The organism is Crossiella sp. NPDC003009 (assembly GCF_053591555.1).
Genome location: NZ_JBSFUA010000014.1, coordinates 25,051 through 41,940, shown reverse-complemented (window position 1 = coordinate 41,940; position 16,890 = coordinate 25,051). Strand labels below are relative to the sequence as shown.

Here is a 16,890-nt window from a genome sequence, read left to right as displayed (position 1 = left end):
CCCGGATGTACCCCGTGATCACCGCCTCGGTCCCCCTGCTCGAACCGCCGACCTGGGCCATCGCCCAGCGCGAGCTCTTCGCCCTGCTCGAACACGCCTGGCGGCGGTTCGAGGCCGACTTCACCGGCCTGGACGGGGAGCTGGTCTACCCGGACCGGCTCAGCTCGCGCGACGGTGTGGACGACTTCTACGAGACGTTCTTCAACTGGCCCCAGCTCTACCTGCTCGGCGGGTCGCTCGACCTGCTGGACGCGGCCGAGTGGCACTGGGAGGGCCTCACCCGGCAGCTGACCGAGCTGGGCATGCTCCAGGACGAGTACGAGCGCGGCTACGACTGGTTCCACCAAGGCGAAAGCCTGCTGCTGTTCTACTTCCTGTGCATGGCCGCGCCCGGCCGCTGGGCCGGGCGGGCGCTGCGCTTCGCCGAGCTCTACCTCGATCCGGCGCACGGCAACTACGACCCCGAGCACCGCATCATCCGCAGTCCGCACAACGGAAGCGACCCACAGCGGACCGGGCTGTTCGACGGCGAGGCATATCCCTGGCTGCCCGAGGAGGCCCGGCGGTACGGCTTCCCACTGGACTGGATTCCCGCCCCTGGCAACGGAAAGCCTGACCCGCGGCTGGGCGAGCAGATGCGCCTGCGGATGGCCGTCGGGGATACCGCGGTCAACCTGGCGGCGGCCGGGCTGGTGCTCAACGCGTTGCTGCTGACCGGGAAACAGCGTTACCGGGACTGGATCGCCGAGTACGTCGGGGCCTGGCGGGAGCGGGCCGAGGCCAACGACGGCATCATCCCCGACAACGTCGCTCCCGACGGCAGCGTCGGCGGGCTGCTGGACGGCCGCTGGTACGGCGGGCACTACGGCTGGTCCTGGCCGCACGGCTGGTACAGCGTGGGACAGGCCGCCATGGTCGGGGCGCTGGCCGCGGTCGCGGCCACCGGCGACGAGTCCTTCCTGGACCTGGTGCGGCCCGCCCTGGACGAGGGCATCAACCAGGGCAAGACCATGGCCTGCACCGAGGCGGACTCCAGCCTGACCGCCAGGTGGGTCGCGCAGCTGGGCGAGGACGTGCACACGCCCACCCTGCACGTGCCGCTGCGCTACGCCGACGGTGGCTGGTTCGACTACAACCCGGTGCTGATGGCAGTGCCCACGGCGCTGTGGCACCACTCCGCCGCACCGGCCGACCTGGCCCGCCTCCAGCGGCTGCGCGCGGCCGCCGGGCACGACTGGCGCACCGTGCGACCGTTCCGCAACAAGGAGGAGTCCGGGCACGAGGAGCCCTGGCTGGCCTACCTCGCCGGGGACAACCCCGCCTACCCGGAGCGGATCCTGGCCGCGGCACAGGCCCAAGTGCGGCACCGGCTGGCCAGGATGGAGCGCTACCGCGACGCCGAGGTCGCCGAAGCGGACATCCACCTGTGGCAGCAGGCGAACCCGGTGGTCACCGAGGCACTGGTGCAGCTCACCTGGGGCGCTCCCCAGGTCATCTACAACGGCGGCCTGCCGCAGGCGCGGGTGCGCTACTACGACGCCGAGGCGCTGCGGCCCGGCCTGCCGCCCTCGGTCGCGGCGCTGGTGTCCAGCATCGACCCGGCGGCCACCACGGTCGAGCTGGTCAACCTTGACCCGGCGGTGACCCGATCCGTTGTGGTGCAGGCCGGGGCCTTCGCCGAGCACACCATCCGCTCGGTGCGCCACACCATCTGCGCGGACCCGTCCTGGATCGGCGACCTCTACGACCACGGACACCGCGAGCCGGCCGTGACCTCAGTGGCCGTGGAGGTCAACGGTCCGTGGCTGGGGGTGGAGCTGCCCCGCTCCACCCGGGTCCGGCTGACCCTGCGCCTGGACCTGCGCGACCGGCCACCGTCCTACCGGACCCCGTTCGACGCGCCGCCCCCGGCCTCCTGACCGCTTTCCCAACCCCGTTCTCCGGAAAGGTGGAAAGACCATGCCTGTCCGCACCAGACCCGTGGTCGCCGCGCTGCTCGCGGCGACCCTCACCGGGGCGACGCTGCTCGCCGCTCCCGCACAGGCGGCCGAGGCCGCGGTCACCCGGATCCTCGTCGCCCCCGGCGGTGACGACCGCAACTCGGGCGAGCGCGGCCGGCCGGTCGCCACCCTCGCCAAGGCCCAGGAACTGGCCCGCGCCCACTCCGGCCGGACCGACGTGGTGGTGGAGCTGGCCGACGGTGTGCACCGGCTCTCCGCCCCGCTGACCTTCACCAGCGCGGACTCCGGCCGCAACGGCCACACCGTCACCTGGCAGGCCACGCCCGGCGCCACCCCGCGGGTCTCCGGCGGCGAGCCGGTGACCGGCTGGACGGCGCACGACCCTGGCGCGAACATCTGGGTCGCATCGGTGCCCAGGGGCGTGGACTCCCGGCAGCTCTACGTGGACGGAACGCTGGCCCCCCGCGCCTCGATCGGCATCTCCCGCAACGACGTGCAGATCACCACCAGCGGCATGACGATCACCAACCCCGCGCTCAACTACCTGGCCACCCTGCCGCAGCAGAACCGGATCGAGCTGGAGAGCCTGAACTCCTTCACCGACCGCTTCTCGCCGGTGCAGAGCATCAGCGGCAGCACCATCACCATGCAGCAACCCGCCTGGCGCAACAACAACTGGGGCTATGACACGCTCGCCAAGCCCTTCGCCGGTGGCGGCCTGACGCTGCACAACGCCTACTCGTTCCTGCGCACCGCGGGCCAGTGGTACCTGGACCCGGCCGCCGGACGGCTCTACTACAAGGCGGCCGCCGGCCAGTCGCCGGCAGGACGCGACATCGTGCTGCCCCGGCTGACCTCACTGGTGCGGATGAGCGGCAGCCACGCCGACCCGGTCCGCGACATCACCGTGCGGGACCTGGTCTTCGAGCACACCACCTGGCTCCAGCCGGGCACCTCCGTCGGCTACGCCAACCAGCAGAGCGGCACGTTCATCACCACCACCCACCAGATGCCCGCCGACTTCCTGACCTCCTGCCAGTCGGGCTGCCGGCAGTTCGAGGCCACGCGCAACGGCTGGGGCCAGGTGCCCGCCGCCGTGCAGGTCTCGGCCGCCACCGGCATCACCTTCACCGGCAACACCTTCCGGCACCTCGGCCAGGTCGGGCTGGGCATCGGCAACGACGCGAACGCCCACCAGACCGGAGTCGGCCTGGGCGCCTCCGGCATCACCGTCTCGCGCAACACCTTCACCAACCTCTCCGGCGGCGGCATCGTGGTGGGCGGGGTCCGGCCCGACGCGCACCACCCCGCCAACCCGGCGATGGTCAACAAGGACATCACCATCAGGAACAACCTGGTGACCGATGTGGCCAAGGACTACAAGGACATGGCGGGCATCCTGTCCACCTACGTCACCCGCGCGGTCATCGAGCACAACGAGGTGTCCAACCTCGCCTACGACGGCATCGACATCGGCTGGGGCTGGGGCGCCAACGATCCCGGCGGCAGCCAGGACTACCGCAACCGCGGCCTGTACGACTACCAGCCGGTCTACACCACGCCGACCACGCTGCGCGAGACCGTCGTCCGGTACAACGTCGTGCACGGCACCAAGAAGTCCCTGCACGACGGCGGGGCCCTCTACAACCTCTCCGCCAACCCCGGGGGCTCGATCGACCACAACCTCGTCTACGACAACCGGAGCACCGTCGGGCTGTACCTGGACGAGGGCTCGCGCTCGGTGTCGGTGGCGCAGAACGTGATCATCGACAGCGGGGTCTGGGCCTTCACCAACGCCAGCGCCACCAACAACACCAGCGACAACGTCTTCGCCGGGAACTGGTACAACACCGGCACCACCAGGGTGGCCACTGGCGCGCCGCACCACAACGTGCTGCGCGGCAACGTCCAGGTGACCGGCAGCTGGCCGGTGGAGGCGCAGCGGGTGATGGCCCAGGCCGGCATCGAACCCGCCCTGCGGCCCAGCACCGGCAACGTGCTCGCGCTGGCCGCGGGCAAGTGCCTCGAGGTCGAGGGCAACAGCACCACGCCGGGCACCCAGCTGCAGATCCGGGGCTGTGCGGGCGCGACGGGCCAGGTCTGGACGCGGACCGCGTCCGGTCAGCTGACCGTGCACGGCGGCACCAGGTGCATGGCGGCCCGGGACAACCAGACCGCCGCCGGCACCCCGGTGGTGATCGCGCCCTGCGACGGGGCAGCGGGCAAGCAGTGGCGGTTCAACGCCAACGGCTCGGTCACCGGCGTGCAGTCCGGACTGTGCCTGGACGTCAGCGGCGGCGGCACCGCGAACGGCACCAAGGTCACGCTGTGGACCTGCAACGGCGGCGGCAACCAGCAGTGGACCCTGTCCTAGCCACGGCGAACGGGGTGCGGACTGTCCGCACCCCGTTCTGCCGCACAGGTTTCAGCGCTGGAGCGCGCCACCGGTGAAGAACCGCCACACCTCGCCGGAGGTCCAGGTCCGCCAGCCCTGGCCGGTGGACCCGTCGATGGGACCGGGGGTGTGGCCGCCGTCGAATGCGGCCCAGACCACGGGGTACCCGGCTCGGCAGCCGGAGTAGGTGGTGGTGATGTGGGTCCGGCTGCCCGGTCCTGGCTCGCGCGGGTTCTGTGCGGTGCAGCCGTTGTTGCGGACGAACCGGTCCCGCAACCCGCGGCCCGCGCCGATGTTGAGCACCGAGTCGGAGATACCGTGGATCCCCATGTACGCCACGGGCTGGTTGCCGCCGGCGCAGCCGCTCAGCTGCGCGCCGGAGTAGACCGCGACCGCGCGGAAGACGTTCGGCCGGGAGCAGGCGAGCGAGAAGCTCATGCCGCCGCCGTAGCTGAAGCCCAGGGCGAAGCGCTGTCCCTGGTCGACGCACAGGCCGCCGTCGATCCGCCGGACCATGTCGTCGACGAAGGTGACGTCCTCGCCGCCGGAGTTGGGCCAGCCGTTGCCGATACCCTGCGGCGCAACGAAGATCGCGCTGTTGTTCGCCAGCCGCCGGAGCCCGTAGTAGGACCAGTTGTAGCCATCGGACCCGCCGGAGTCGACGTCGTTGGCGGTGCCGCCCCGCCAGTGGAACCCGAAGATCAACCGGTAGCGGCGGTTCTGGTCGTAGTTGTCGGGCAGCCGCAGGATGAACGAGCGGTTCTTGTTGCCGCTGCGGATCGTGTGCGTGCCGCTGGTCAGGGTTGGCGCGGTGCCACAGCCGGCGGGCGTGGCCTCGGCCGCGGCGGCCGGTAGGGCCCCGGCCAGGGTGAGCGTGGCGGTGGCGGCGATCAACTTCCACCGCCGTGGACGAGAGTTGCCCGGTCGCATGGGTGTGCTCCTGTTCTCCGGTGTGCGGTGCAGGGTCCGGTGCGCGGGCGACGCCCTCGTGCGGTGCTACTCGTCGGCGGAGATGGCGGCCTGGCCCGCTTCGTGCGCCTGGCGCAGCCACCGCTCGGTGGTGCTGACGTGCATGAGGGCCGCCGCCTGCGCGAGGCCGGCATCGCCTTCGACGAGTGCGGCGTAGATGGCGTCGTGCTCGGCCAGGGTGCGGTCGGCGGCGCCGGCCTCGACCAGGCCGCGCCACACCCGGGCGCGCAGGGTGCTGCTGGAGATGCCGTCGATGATCGTGGTCAGGGTCTCGTTGCCGGTGGCCGCGACGACCGCGCGGTGGAAGGCGGCGTCGTGCTTGTTCAGCAGCTCGACGTCCTCCCTGGCCGCGTGCATCGCGTCGAGGTGGCCGCGGATCTCGGCGAGGTGGGCGGGGGTGGCCCTGGTGGCGGCGAGTCCGGTGGCAATTGGCTCGAACAGTCGCCGTGCCTCGGTGAGTTCGAGCAAAGTGTTGTCCTGCATGAGCTCCACCGCCAGTCCGAGGCCTTCGAGCAGGACGGCCGGAGCGAGGCTGGTGACGTAGGTGCCGTCGCCGCGGCGCACGTCGAGTACCCGGGTGACGGCCAATGCCTTGACCGCCTCGCGCATGGGGCTGCGGGAGATGCCCAGTTCGGTGGCCAACTGCTGTTCGGGTGGCAGTTTCGCGCCGGGTGGCAGCTTCCCGGACTGGATCAGCGCGCGGATACGGGCGATCGCCTCGTCGGTGAGGGACACGCCTCAACCGTAGGTCCAGACATATGATGTCTGCTACCGACTGAAGTAGTGACTGGACGATCTGGCCCGCTTCTTCTATACATACATATGTTGTCTGCGGTCCGCACCGCCGACGACGAAGGAGTCCACGACCGAGCAGCGGCCACCGGCGTGACCAGCCGGGTGGCCCACCGATTCACCGGGAACGCGGCACTGGCCCAGCGGTCGGAGTTGCCGCGGCATTGCCCTGTTCCCGATTAGCGTTGAATGCTCGGGACGCAGTCGTTTCGAAATGCCGAGAATTCCGTTCCGGCGCCGTGAATAGGCCGTCTGACAAGCCTGTTCGATGAATTCGACCACGGTGTCGAATGAGGTCCCCGGAATGGACGCATTGTTCAGTCGAGTAGCGTCATGTTAGCGTTCACATTAACGTTGTATTACGGCTGGTACGAACCTATTGGGGTTCTCATGCGCGGTAAATCGTTTGTTCGCGGACGCGTTGCGCGGGTGCTGGGCGTCCTGGTCCCAGCCCTGCTGGCCGCGGGGGTGGTCGCCGGTGTCCCGGCAAGCGCCGCGCCCGCCGCGCCCGCTGCCGACCTGCGGGTGATGCCGTTGGGTGACTCGATCACCGAGGGCGTCGCCGTGCCCGGCGCGTACCGGACCGGGCTCTGGCGGCGGCTGACCGGGGCCGGTCACCGGGTGGACTTCGTGGGGTCGCTGGCCAACGGGCCGTCGAGTCTGGGGGACCGCGACCACGAGGGGCATCCCGGCTGGCGCATCGACCAGATCGAGGCCAACGTCACCGGCTGGCTGCGCAGGCATACCCCGCGCACGGTGTTGCTGCACATCGGCACCAACGACGTGCTGCAGAACCGCGACCTGCCGAACGCGCCGTCCCGACTGTCCACTTTGCTCGATCGCATCACCGCGGCCGCACCGGCCGCCGAGGTGCTCGTCGCCACGATCATCCCGCTGGCCAACCCCGGCCAGGAGGCGAACGTGCGCGCGTTCAACGCCAGGATCCCCGGCATCGTGCGGAGCAAGGTGAACGCGGGCAAGCGGGTGCGCATGGTCGACATGCACGCCGCGCTGCGCCCCGCTGACCTCTACGACGGCATCCACCCGAGCGCGGCGGGCCACGACAAGATGGCCGCGGCCTGGTTCAGCGCGCTGCGGGCGGCACCGGAGAGCGCCGGTGAGTCCAGCGCGCCGGTGGCGGACAACCCGGCGGCCACCCCGCCGCTGGGATGGAACAGCTGGAACAGCTTCGGCTGCAACGTCAACGAGACCACCGTCCGCCAGGCGGCCGACGCGATGGTCAGCTCGGGCATGCGGACGGCGGGCTACCAGTACGTGGTGGTCGACGACTGCTGGTTCGACCCGCAGCGTGACGCCCAGGGCAACCTGCGGGCCAACCCGACCAAGTTCCCGAGCGGGATGAAGGCGCTGGGGGACTACATCCACAGCCGGGGTCTGAAGTTCGGCATCTACCAGGTGCCCACCGAGCGCACCTGCGCCCAGCGCGTGGGCAACTACCCGGGGCAGACCGGCAGCAAGGGGCACGAGGCCCAGGACGCCCGCACCTTCGCCTCCTGGGGGGTGGACTACCTCAAGTACGACTGGTGCTCGCCTGAGGGCAGCAGGGACGAGCAGGTCGCCCGGTTCCGGCTGATGCGGGACGCGCTGCGCGCCACCGGGCGGCCGATCGTCTACAGCATCAACCCGAACAGCTTCCACGCCATCACCGGGGACGAGTACGACTGGGGCCAGGTCGCCGACCTGTGGCGCACCACCGAGGACCTGCTCGACATCTGGCAGAACGGCAACGTCAACAGCTACCCGATGGGTGTCGGCAACGTGGTCGACATCAACGCCCCGCTGGCCGCGCAGAACCGGCCAGGCCACTTCAACGACCCCGACATGCTGGTGGTCGGCAGGCCGGGGCTGTCACTGACCGAGTCCCGCGCGCACTTCGCGCTGTGGGCGCTGATGGCCGCGCCGCTGATGGCGGGCAACGACATCCGCACCATGTCCGCCGACGTCAGCGCGATCCTGCGGAACTCCCGGCTGCTCGCGGTGAACCAGGACCGCCTCGGCGCCGGTGGCAGGCGGGTCCGCGACGACGGCGGCACCGAGGTCTTCGCCAAGCCGCTGGCCGACGGCTCGGTGGCGGTCGGCCTGTTCAACCGCGGCGGCGGGGCGGCCACGATCAGCACCACGGCCGCGCAGATCGGTCTCACCGGCGGATCGTTCACGCTGACCGACCTGTGGACCGGGGCCACCTCCGGCAGCAGCGGAGAGATCAGCGCGAACGTGCCCGCGCACGGCGTCGCGGTGTACCGGGTCTCCGGCGGAACGCCGTTGGCCAGCACGACCTCCCGGCTGCGTGGCGGCGGATCGGGCCGTTGCCTGGACGTCGACAACGGATCGACCGCATCCGGTGCGGTCGCGGTGATCTGGGACTGCCACACCGCGGCGAACCAGCTGTGGACGACGTGGGCGGGCGGCGAGGTGCGGGTCTTCGGCGACAAGTGCCTGGACGCGGAGAACCGGGGCACCGCCAACGGAACCCGGGTGCTCACCTGGCCCTGCAACGGTCAGGACAACCAGAAGTGGACCCTCAACGCCAACGGGTCGGTCACCAACGTCCACTCCGGACTCTGCCTGGCCGTCAACCAGGCCGCCACCGCCAACGGGTCGCGGCTGGTCCTGTGGAGCTGCAACAACCAACCCGACCAGAAGTGGGCTCGCGCGTAAACCGGGAAGGGCCAGTGTGATGTCACGTCAACGACGACTGCGCAGCGCGGTTCCAGCGATCGCGGCGACCCTCGGCCTGCTGGTCAGCATGACCGGCGCGGCCCCGGCCAACCCCGTGCCCCAGCCCAGCGCCACCTACGACAACCCCGTGCTGTGGCAGGACTTCGCGGACCCGGACATCATCCGCGTCGGCGACACCTACTACTACTCGGCCTCCACCATGCACTACTCGCCGGGCGCGCCGATCCTGCGCTCCTACGACCTGGTGCACTGGGAGGTGGCCGGCCACTCGGTGCCGAAGCTGGACTTCGGCGCCAAGTACGACCTCAACGGCGGCCGGGGCTACGTCCGGGGCGTCTGGGCCTCCTTCCTCAACCACCGCAAGAGCAACAACACGTTCTACTGGGGTGGCTGTATCGACTTCGACAAGACGCACATCTACACCGCCGCCGCAGTCGAGGGGCCGTGGCAGCGGCACACCACCATCAACAAGTGCTACTACGACGCCGGTCTGCTGATCGACGACAACGACACGATGTACGTGGCCTACGGCAACAAGAACATCAGCGTCGCGCAGCTGTCGCCGGACGGCCGGACCGAGGTGCGCTCGCAGCAGGTGTTCAGCACCCCGCCGAACATCGGCACCCTCGAAGGCGCCCGGTTTTACAAGCGCGGCAACGACTACTACATCTTCCTCACCCGCCCGGCGAACGGGCAGTACATCCTGAAGTCGACCAACGGGCCCTTCGGGCCGTACGCGATCCAGCAGCTGCTGCTGGACATGCCGGGCCCGATCCAGGGCGGCGGCGTCCCGCACCAGGGCGGCCTGGTGCGGACCCAGCACGGCGACTGGCACTACCTGGCCTTCGTCGACGCCTATCCCGGTGGCCGGGTGCCGGTGCTCGCACCGGTGACCTGGACCGCCGACGGCTGGCCGAGGATCCAGACGGTCAACGGCGCGTGGGGCAAGAACTACCCGTTCCCGAAGCTACCGTCGCGTCCGCTGAAACCGATGCTCGGCGTGGACACCTTCCCCGGCCCCGGACTCGGCCCCGAGTGGGAGTGGAACCACAACCCCGACGACACGAAGTGGTCGGCCAGCAACGGGTTGCGGCTGCGGACGGCGACGGTCACCAACGACCTGTACTCCGCGCGGAACACCCTGACCCACCGCATCACCGGCCCGAGCTCGACCGCGACGATCGCACTGGACCTCGCCGGCATGCGCGACGGCGACCGCACCGGGCTGGCCATGCTGCGCGACTCCTCGGCCTGGATCGGGGTCAAGCGGGAGGGCGGCCGCAACCGCGTGGTGATGGTCAACGGCCTCACCATGGACGGCAGCTGGAACACCACCGGCACCGGCCGCGAGGCCGCAGGCGCGGGCTTCGGTGGCAGCCGGATCTGGTTGCGCGCCAACGCCGACGTCCGGCCCGGCGCGGGCAGGCAGGCCCGCTTCTCCTACAGCGCCGACGGGGTGAACTTCACCCCGCTCGGACCCGGGTTCACCCTGAACCACAACTGGACCTTCTTCATGGGCTACCGGTTCGCCATCTTCAACCACGCCACCCAGTCACTCGGCGGCGCGGTCACCCTCCAGCGCTTCGAGCTGACCACCCCGTAACCCCTTCCCGCTCGACCGTCGAAGGAAGGCGTCATCGTGAAACGCTTCGCACTCCTCGCTGTCGTTTGCCTGCTGGCGATGTCACCCGCCGTCGCCAGCGCGGACAACCCCATCGTCCAGCACGTCTACACCGCCGATCCCTCGCCGCTGGTGCACGACGGCCGCGTCTACCTCTACACCGGACACGACGAGGACGGCTCCACCACCTTCACCATGAAGGACTGGCGGGTCTGGTCCTCGGCGGACATGGTGAACTGGACCGACCACGGTTCGCCGTTGAGCCTGGCCACGTTCAGCTGGGCCCGCTCCGACGCCTGGGCGGGGCAGGCCGTGTACCGCAACGGCAAGTTCTACTGGTACGTCCCGGTGACCAGCCGCGCGACCGGCCGGTACGCCATCGGGGTGGCGGTCTCCGACAGCCCCACCGGGCCGTTCCGGGACGCCATCGGGCGGCCGCTGGTGGAGAACGGTGAGATCGACCCGAGCGTGTTCATCGACGACGACGGCCAGGCGTACCTGTACTGGGGCAACCCGAACCTGTGGTACGTCAAGCTCAACGCCGACATGGTGTCCTACTCGGGCAGCGGTCCCACCCGGATTCCCCTGACCCCAGCGGGTTTCGGCGCGCGCACCGGGGACCCGAACCGGCCGACCCTGTACGAGGAGGGGCCGTGGGTGTTCAAGCGCAACGGCCTGTACTACAACGTCTACGCCGCGAAGTGCTGCTCTGAGCACATCGCCTACTCCACCGCGCCGGGGCCGACCGGGCCGTGGACCTACCGGGGCACGGTCATGCCGACCCAGGGCCGCAGCTTCACCAACCACCCCGGCCTGATCGACTTCAAGGGCGGCAGCTATTTCTTCTACCACAACGGCGCGCTGCCCGGCGGCAGCGGCTACACCCGCTCGGTCGCGGTGGAGAAGTTCAGCTACAACCTCGACGGCTCGATCCCGACGATGACCATGACCACGGCCGGCCCGCCGCCCGCTGATGTGCTGAACCCCTTTGCACGCCAGGAAGCCGAGACGATCGCGTGGGGTTCGGGCATCGAGACCGAACGCGCGAGCGAGGGCGGGATGAACGTCGGCTGGATCGAGAACGGCGACTGGATCAAGGTCAAGAGCGTCGCCTTCGGCGGCGGCGTGCGGTCCTTCACCGCGCGGGTGGCCTCGGGCGCGGCCGGTGGCGCCATCGAGCTCCGGCTCGGCGGGCCGAACGGCACGCTTGTCGGCCGGTGCGCGGTCGCCGGCACCGGCGGCTGGCAGAACTGGGCCACGGTGTCCTGCCCGGTGAGTGGCGCGACCGGGACGCAGGACCTGCACCTGCGGTTCACCGGCGGCAGCGGCTACCTGTTCAACCTGAACTGGTGGCAGTTCACCAGGTGACCCACGAGAAAGGACAACCATGCCCAAGTCAGCGCATTCCCCCAGCCGGTGGAGGCAAACGCTTGCCCGCGCGGCGGCGGTGACGCTCGCCGCGGCCGCCACCGTGGCCGTGCTACCCGGGATGGCCCACGCGGCAAGCACTCTGGGCGCCTCGGCGGCCCAGAGCGGCCGGTACTTCGGCGCCGCGGTGGCCGCGGGCAGGCTGGGTGACGGCCAGTACACGAACATCCTCAACCGGGAGTTCAACTCGGTCACCGCCGAGAACGAGATGAAGTGGGACGCCACCGAACCCTCCCGCGGCAACTTCACCTTCGGCGCCGCCGACCGGATCGCCGGCCACGCGCGCAGCCGCGGCCAGCGGCTGCGCGGCCACACCCTGGTCTGGCACTCGCAGCTGCCCGGCTGGGTCAACGGCATCCGGGACGCGAACACCTTGCGCGGTGTGATGAACAACCACATCAACGCCGTCGCCGGGCGGTACCGCGGTCAGATCCACTCCTGGGACGTGGTCAACGAGGCCTTCGCCGACGGCGGCAGCGGCCAGCTCCGGCCCTCGGTGTTCCGCGACGTGCTCGGCAACGGGTTCATCGAGCAGGCCTTCCGCACCGCCCGCGCCGCTGATCCCAGCGCGAAGCTTTGCTACAACGACTACAACATCGAGGACTGGAACGCGGCCAAGACCCAGGGTGTCTACCGGCTGGTCCGCGACTTCAAGGCCCGTGGCGTGCCGATCGACTGCGTGGGCCTGCAGGCGCACTTCGGCAGCGGCGGCGCGCCCGGCAGCTTCCGCACCACACTGGCCAGCTTCGCCGCCCTCGGTGTCGACGTGCAGCTCACCGAGCTGGACATCGCGCAGGCCCCGCCGAATGCCTATGGCAACACGGTCCGGGCCTGCCTGAGCGTGCCGAGGTGCACCGGCATCACCGTCTGGGGCGTCAGGGACAGCGACTCCTGGCGCGCGAACGAGAACCCGCTGCTGTTCGACCGGGGCGGCAACAAGAAGCCGGCCTACGAGGCGACGCTCGCGGCCCTGAACAACCGACGGTGACCCAACACGCGTGAACCTTCAGGAAGGAGACGCACATGCTTGGCATGGCGAGAACCCGGAGACGGAACAGGCTGCCCACGGCGGTGGCCGCGGTGGCTGCCCTGCTGGCCGGTCTGCTGGCCGGAGCGAGTCCGACCGAGGCGCGGGCGGCCGGCCCGCAACCCCAGGGAGAACAGCAGGTGACCAGCCCCGACGGTGACAAGTCCGCGGCGAACCTGCCGTCGAACTTCCGGTGGTCCTCCAGCGGTGTGCTGGCGGGCCCGAAGCCGGACGCCCAGCACGCCGGCGCGCTGGCGGTCAAGGACTTCTCCGTGGTGCGGCACAACAACCAGTGGCTGGTCTACGCGACCACGGCCAGCCCGTCCGGCTGGGGACTGGTGCAGTACGCGTTCAACGACTGGTCCCAGGCCGCCTCGGCGCGGCACACCTACCTGGACACCTCCTCGGCGATCGGCCGCGGGTACCGGGCCGCGCCGCAGCTGTTCCACTTCGCACCGAAGAACCTGTGGTACCTGGTCTACCAGACCGCCCCGCCCACCTACTCGACCAGCACCAACCCCGCCGACCCCCGGTCCTGGTCGGCGCCGCGCACCTTCATCGCCCAGGAACCGCCGATCGTCCAGCAGAACAAGGGCGACGGCCAGTGGATCGACTTCTGGGTCATCTGCGACTCGGCGAACTGCTACCTGTTCTTCAGCGACAACAACGGCCACATCTACCGGTCCCAGACCTCGCTGGCGAACTTCCCCAACGGGTTCGGCAACACCCAGATCGTGCTGTCGGACTCGAAGTTCGCGCTGTTCGAGGCGACCAACGTGTACAAGGTCGCAGGCCGGGACCAGTACCTGTTGATCCAGGAGGCGATCGGCTCCACCGGGCGGCGCTACCTCCGGTCCTTCACCTCGCCCAGCCTCACCGGCAGGTGGACACCGTTGGCCGCGACGGAGAACCAGCCCTTCGCCGGGCGGAACAACGTCAGCTTCCCCGGCGGCGCCTGGACCCAGGACATCAGTCACGGCGAGCTGGTGCGGGCGAACAACGACCAGACGCTGACGATCAACCCGTGCCGGCTGCAGTACGTGTACCAGGGCATGGATCCCAGGGCAGGTGGTGAGTACATCCGGCTGCCCTGGCGGATGGGTCTGCTCACCCAGACCAACTCAACCTGCTGACCGAGCCGGCCGCCGCCCCGTGCGGCGTGCGGGGCGGCGGCCACCCAGGAGGATCGAGATGTCGGATGTGACGCGGCGGCAAGCGCTCAAGCTCGGCGCGGCGGGTGTGGGAGCCACGCTGGCCTCCGCCGCGTGGACCGCGCAGGCCCGTGCCGGGTCGGTCGCGCCCGCGGAAGTGCGCGCGGTCAACGATGTGGCGCTGTGGTACGACAAACCGGCCGGCGCGGACTGGCTGCGGGCGCTGCCGGTCGGCAACGGCCGTCTCGGCGCGATGGTCTTCGGCAACACCGACACCGAGCGGTTGCAGCTCAACGAGGACACGCTGTGGGCAGGCGGCCCGCACGACTACAGCAACCCGCAGGGCGCGGCGGCCCTGCCGGAGATCCGGCGGCTGGTGTTCCAGGACCAGTGGGCGCGGGCCCAGGACCTGATCAACCGGACCATGCTCGGCAACCCGGCTGGTCAGCTGGCCTACCAGCCGGTCGGCGACCTCCGGCTCAGTTTTCCCGGTGGGAGCGGGGTTTCCGGCTACCAGCGGTGGCTGGACCTGACCACCGCCACCACCGTGGTGACCTACCTGGCGAACAACGTGCGGCACCGGCGGGAGGTGCTCGCCAGCGCGCCGGATGAGGTGGTCGCGGTGCGCCTGACCGCCGAGACCCCCGGCTCGATCTCGTTCTCGGCAGCCTTCACCACCCCGCAGCGGGCGAGCGCGTCCAGTCCGGACAGCACGACGATCGCCCTGGACGGCCGCTCCGGCGACCACCGGGGCATCGCCGGTGCGGTCCGGTTCCGCGCACTGGCCAAGGCCGTCGTGGAGGGCGGCAGCACCAGCAGCTCCGGTGGCACGCTCCGGGTCTCCGGCGCTGCCAGTGTGACGCTGCTGATCTCGATCGGCACCAGCTACGTCAACTACCGCACGGTCAACGGCGACTACCAGGGCATCGCCCGGCGGCATCTTGTCGCCGCGCACGGCATCGCCTATGACAGCCTCCGGGCGCGGCACGTCGCCGACTACCGGAAGCTGTTCGGGCGCACCACGATCGACCTCGGCCGGACCGCGGCGGCCGACCAGCCGACCGACGTCCGGATCGTGCGGCACAACGCGGTCGCCGATCCGCAGTTCGCCGCCCTGCTCTTCCAGTACGGCCGGTACCTGCTGATCTCCTCCTCCCGGCCGGGCACCCAGCCGGCCAACCTGCAGGGCATCTGGAACGAGCAGCTGAACCCGCCGTGGGAGTCGAAGTACACCATCAACGCCAACCTGCCGATGAACTACTGGCCCGCCCACCCGACCAACCTCGCCGAGTGCCACCAGCCGGTGTTCGACCTGATCAAGGACCTCACCGTCACCGGCGCGCGCACGGCACAGCTCCAGTACGGGGCGCGCGGCTGGGTCACCCACCACAACACCGACGGCTGGCGGGGCGCCTCGGTGGTGGACTTCGCGCTGGCCGGCATGTGGCAGACCGGCGGCGCCTGGCTGGCCACGCTGATCTGGGAGCACTACCGGTTCACCGGCGACCTGAAGTTCCTGCGCCCGCCGTTCCAGATCGACGGCAACTTCTGCGCGACCGCGGGCATCGCGGAGATGTGGCTGCACAGCCACAACGGCGAGCTGCACCTGCTGCCCGCGCTGCCACCGGCCTGGCCGGCCGGCAGTGTCCAGGGGCTGCGCGGGCGTGGCGGGCACACCGTCGGCGCCGGCTGGCGCGGCGGCCGAATCGAGCAGCTCTCCGTCACCCCCGACCGCGACGGAGCGGTGCGGGTCCGCAGCCGGATGTTCACCGGCGGCTTCGAGCTCCGCGACGAGACCGGCGGTGTCCAGGTCCAGCCCCGGCGGCCGGAGCCGGACCTGGTCGAGTTCACCGCCCAGGCAGGCCACACCTACCGCGCATCCGCGCGTTGACACCAAGCAGAGGAGACAACGATGTCCAACTCAGCAGAGCAACGGCCCCGGCGCCTACCGGGCCGGCGACGGTGGGCCCTGCTCGCCGCCGCCGCACTGGCCTTCGCCGGAGCCGGTGTCACCGCCGACACCGGCGTGGCGGCGGCGGAGGGTCAGGCGGCCCCCGCGGCCTGTGGCAGGCCGCCGACACTCCAGAACGGGACGCACACGATCCAGAGCGGCGGCAAGAACCGCAGCTTCATCCTGAGCGTCCCCGGCAACTACGACCCGAACCGCCGCTACCGGTTGGTCTTCGGCTTCCACTGGCGGGGCGGCACCGCCCAGCAGGTCGCCGGCGGCGGCAGCGACGGTGACGTCTACGCCCACTACGGGCTCCGGCGGCTGGCCGACAACAGCGCGATCTTCGTCGCGCCGCAGGGCCTGGGCGGCGGCTGGGGCAACGCCGGCGGCGAGGACGTGACCTTCGTCGACAACATGATCAAGCGGATCGAGGACGGCCTCTGCGTCGATCCGGGCCAGCGCTTCGCCCTGGGCTTCAGCTGGGGCGGCGCGATGAGCTACTCCCTGGCCTGCTCCCGGCCGAACGTCTTCCGCGCGGTCGCGGCCATCGCCACTCCCGGGCAGATCAGCGGGTGCGCCGGGGGCAACCAGCCCTTCGCCTACATGGGCATCCACGGCATCTCCGACAACATCGGCGCGGGCCGGGGACTGCGGGACCGGTTCGTCCGCAACAACGGCTGCACCGCGCAGAACCCGCGTGAGCCCGCGCGGGGCAGCCGAACCCACATCACCACCACCTACTCGGGTTGCCGGGCCGGGTTCCCGGTGGTGTGGGCCGCCTTCGACGGCGGGCACCAGCAGGGACCCGTCGACGGGTGCGCCGGGTGCGAGAGTGGCGCCAGGAGCTGGGTCAAGAACGAGGTGTGGCGGTTCTTCACCACGGGCAGGCCGTGAC

Annotated in this window: 10 protein-coding genes and 1 pseudogene; 9 read left to right on the top strand and 2 right to left on the bottom strand. The window is 70.5% G+C overall.

Features of this window, described 5'->3' with window-relative positions:
* Positions 1-5 precede the first annotated feature (5 nt).
* Together ACWDY5_RS17740 and ACWDY5_RS17735 are read left to right on the top strand one after the other, a co-directional pair.
* Complete coding sequence (locus ACWDY5_RS17740; protein ID WP_449723260.1) at positions 6-1,919, top strand: hypothetical protein; 1,914 nt, start codon at positions 6-8, stop codon at positions 1,917-1,919.
* Between the two features lie 40 nt (positions 1,920-1,959).
* Positions 1,960-4,335: a ricin-type beta-trefoil lectin domain protein gene (locus tag ACWDY5_RS17735; protein WP_449723259.1), complete on the top strand. Its 2,376-nt coding sequence runs from the start codon at positions 1,960-1,962 to the stop codon at positions 4,333-4,335.
* Positions 4,336-4,407: 72 nt separating this feature from the next.
* Here the strand turns inward: ACWDY5_RS17735 and ACWDY5_RS17730 are convergent.
* Positions 4,408-5,286, bottom strand: a pseudogene (locus ACWDY5_RS17730) (alpha/beta hydrolase family esterase); the annotation flags it as partial.
* Between the two features lie 66 nt (positions 5,287-5,352).
* Complete coding sequence (locus ACWDY5_RS17725) at positions 5,353-6,060, bottom strand: FadR/GntR family transcriptional regulator (RefSeq protein ID WP_449723258.1); 708 nt, start codon at positions 6,058-6,060, stop codon at positions 5,353-5,355.
* Positions 6,061-6,546: 486 nt separating this feature from the next.
* Here ACWDY5_RS17725 and ACWDY5_RS17720 point away from each other — a divergent pair, with 486 nt between their 5' ends.
* The 7 genes from ACWDY5_RS17720 to ACWDY5_RS17690 all read left to right on the top strand — a co-directional run bounded on the left by ACWDY5_RS17720 (position 6,547) and on the right by ACWDY5_RS17690 (position 16,889).
* The gene (locus ACWDY5_RS17720; protein WP_449723257.1) at positions 6,547-8,796 is read left to right on the top strand and encodes a ricin-type beta-trefoil lectin domain protein; all 2,250 of its coding nucleotides are present in this window, start codon (positions 6,547-6,549) and stop codon (positions 8,794-8,796) included.
* Positions 8,797-8,815: 19 nt separating this feature from the next.
* Positions 8,816-10,420 (top strand): glycoside hydrolase family 43 protein, encoded by a 1,605-nt coding sequence (locus ACWDY5_RS17715; protein ID WP_449723256.1) that lies wholly within the window; start codon positions 8,816-8,818, stop codon positions 10,418-10,420.
* Between the two features lie 78 nt (positions 10,421-10,498).
* On the top strand, positions 10,499-11,806 hold the full coding sequence (locus tag ACWDY5_RS17710; protein WP_449723255.1) for a glycoside hydrolase family 43 protein: 1,308 nt from the start codon (positions 10,499-10,501) through the stop codon (positions 11,804-11,806).
* Positions 11,807-11,885: 79 nt separating this feature from the next.
* A complete protein-coding gene (locus tag ACWDY5_RS17705) occupies positions 11,886-12,854 on the top strand; it encodes an endo-1,4-beta-xylanase (protein WP_449723254.1) in 969 nt (322 codons plus the stop codon).
* A 92-nt stretch (positions 12,855-12,946) separates the two neighbouring features.
* The gene (locus tag ACWDY5_RS17700) at positions 12,947-14,026 is read left to right on the top strand and encodes a non-reducing end alpha-L-arabinofuranosidase family hydrolase (protein ID WP_449723253.1); all 1,080 of its coding nucleotides are present in this window, start codon (positions 12,947-12,949) and stop codon (positions 14,024-14,026) included.
* Between the two features lie 58 nt (positions 14,027-14,084).
* Positions 14,085-15,935, top strand: a complete 1,851-nt coding sequence (locus ACWDY5_RS17695; protein WP_449723252.1) for a glycoside hydrolase family 95 protein — start codon at positions 14,085-14,087, stop codon at positions 15,933-15,935.
* 21 nt (positions 15,936-15,956) lie between these two features.
* On the top strand, positions 15,957-16,889 hold the full coding sequence (locus ACWDY5_RS17690) for an alpha/beta hydrolase family esterase (RefSeq protein WP_449723251.1): 933 nt from the start codon (positions 15,957-15,959) through the stop codon (positions 16,887-16,889).
* Position 16,890: the final 1 nt, after the last annotated feature.

Excerpts from the sequence above, each read along its gene's own strand:
- ACWDY5_RS17740 (WP_449723260.1), top strand. The coding sequence starts at position 6 with ATGTACCCCGTGATCACCGCCTCGGTCCCCCTGCTCGAACCGCCGACC.
- ACWDY5_RS17735 (WP_449723259.1), top strand. The coding sequence starts at position 1,960 with ATGCCTGTCCGCACCAGACCCGTGGTCGCCGCGCTGCTCGCGGCGACC.
- ACWDY5_RS17715 (WP_449723256.1), top strand. The coding sequence starts at position 8,816 with ATGTCACGTCAACGACGACTGCGCAGCGCGGTTCCAGCGATCGCGGCG.
- ACWDY5_RS17710 (WP_449723255.1), top strand. The coding sequence starts at position 10,499 with ATGTCACCCGCCGTCGCCAGCGCGGACAACCCCATCGTCCAGCACGTC.
- ACWDY5_RS17695 (WP_449723252.1), top strand. The coding sequence starts at position 14,085 with ATGTCGGATGTGACGCGGCGGCAAGCGCTCAAGCTCGGCGCGGCGGGT.
- ACWDY5_RS17690 (WP_449723251.1), top strand. The coding sequence starts at position 15,957 with ATGTCCAACTCAGCAGAGCAACGGCCCCGGCGCCTACCGGGCCGGCGA.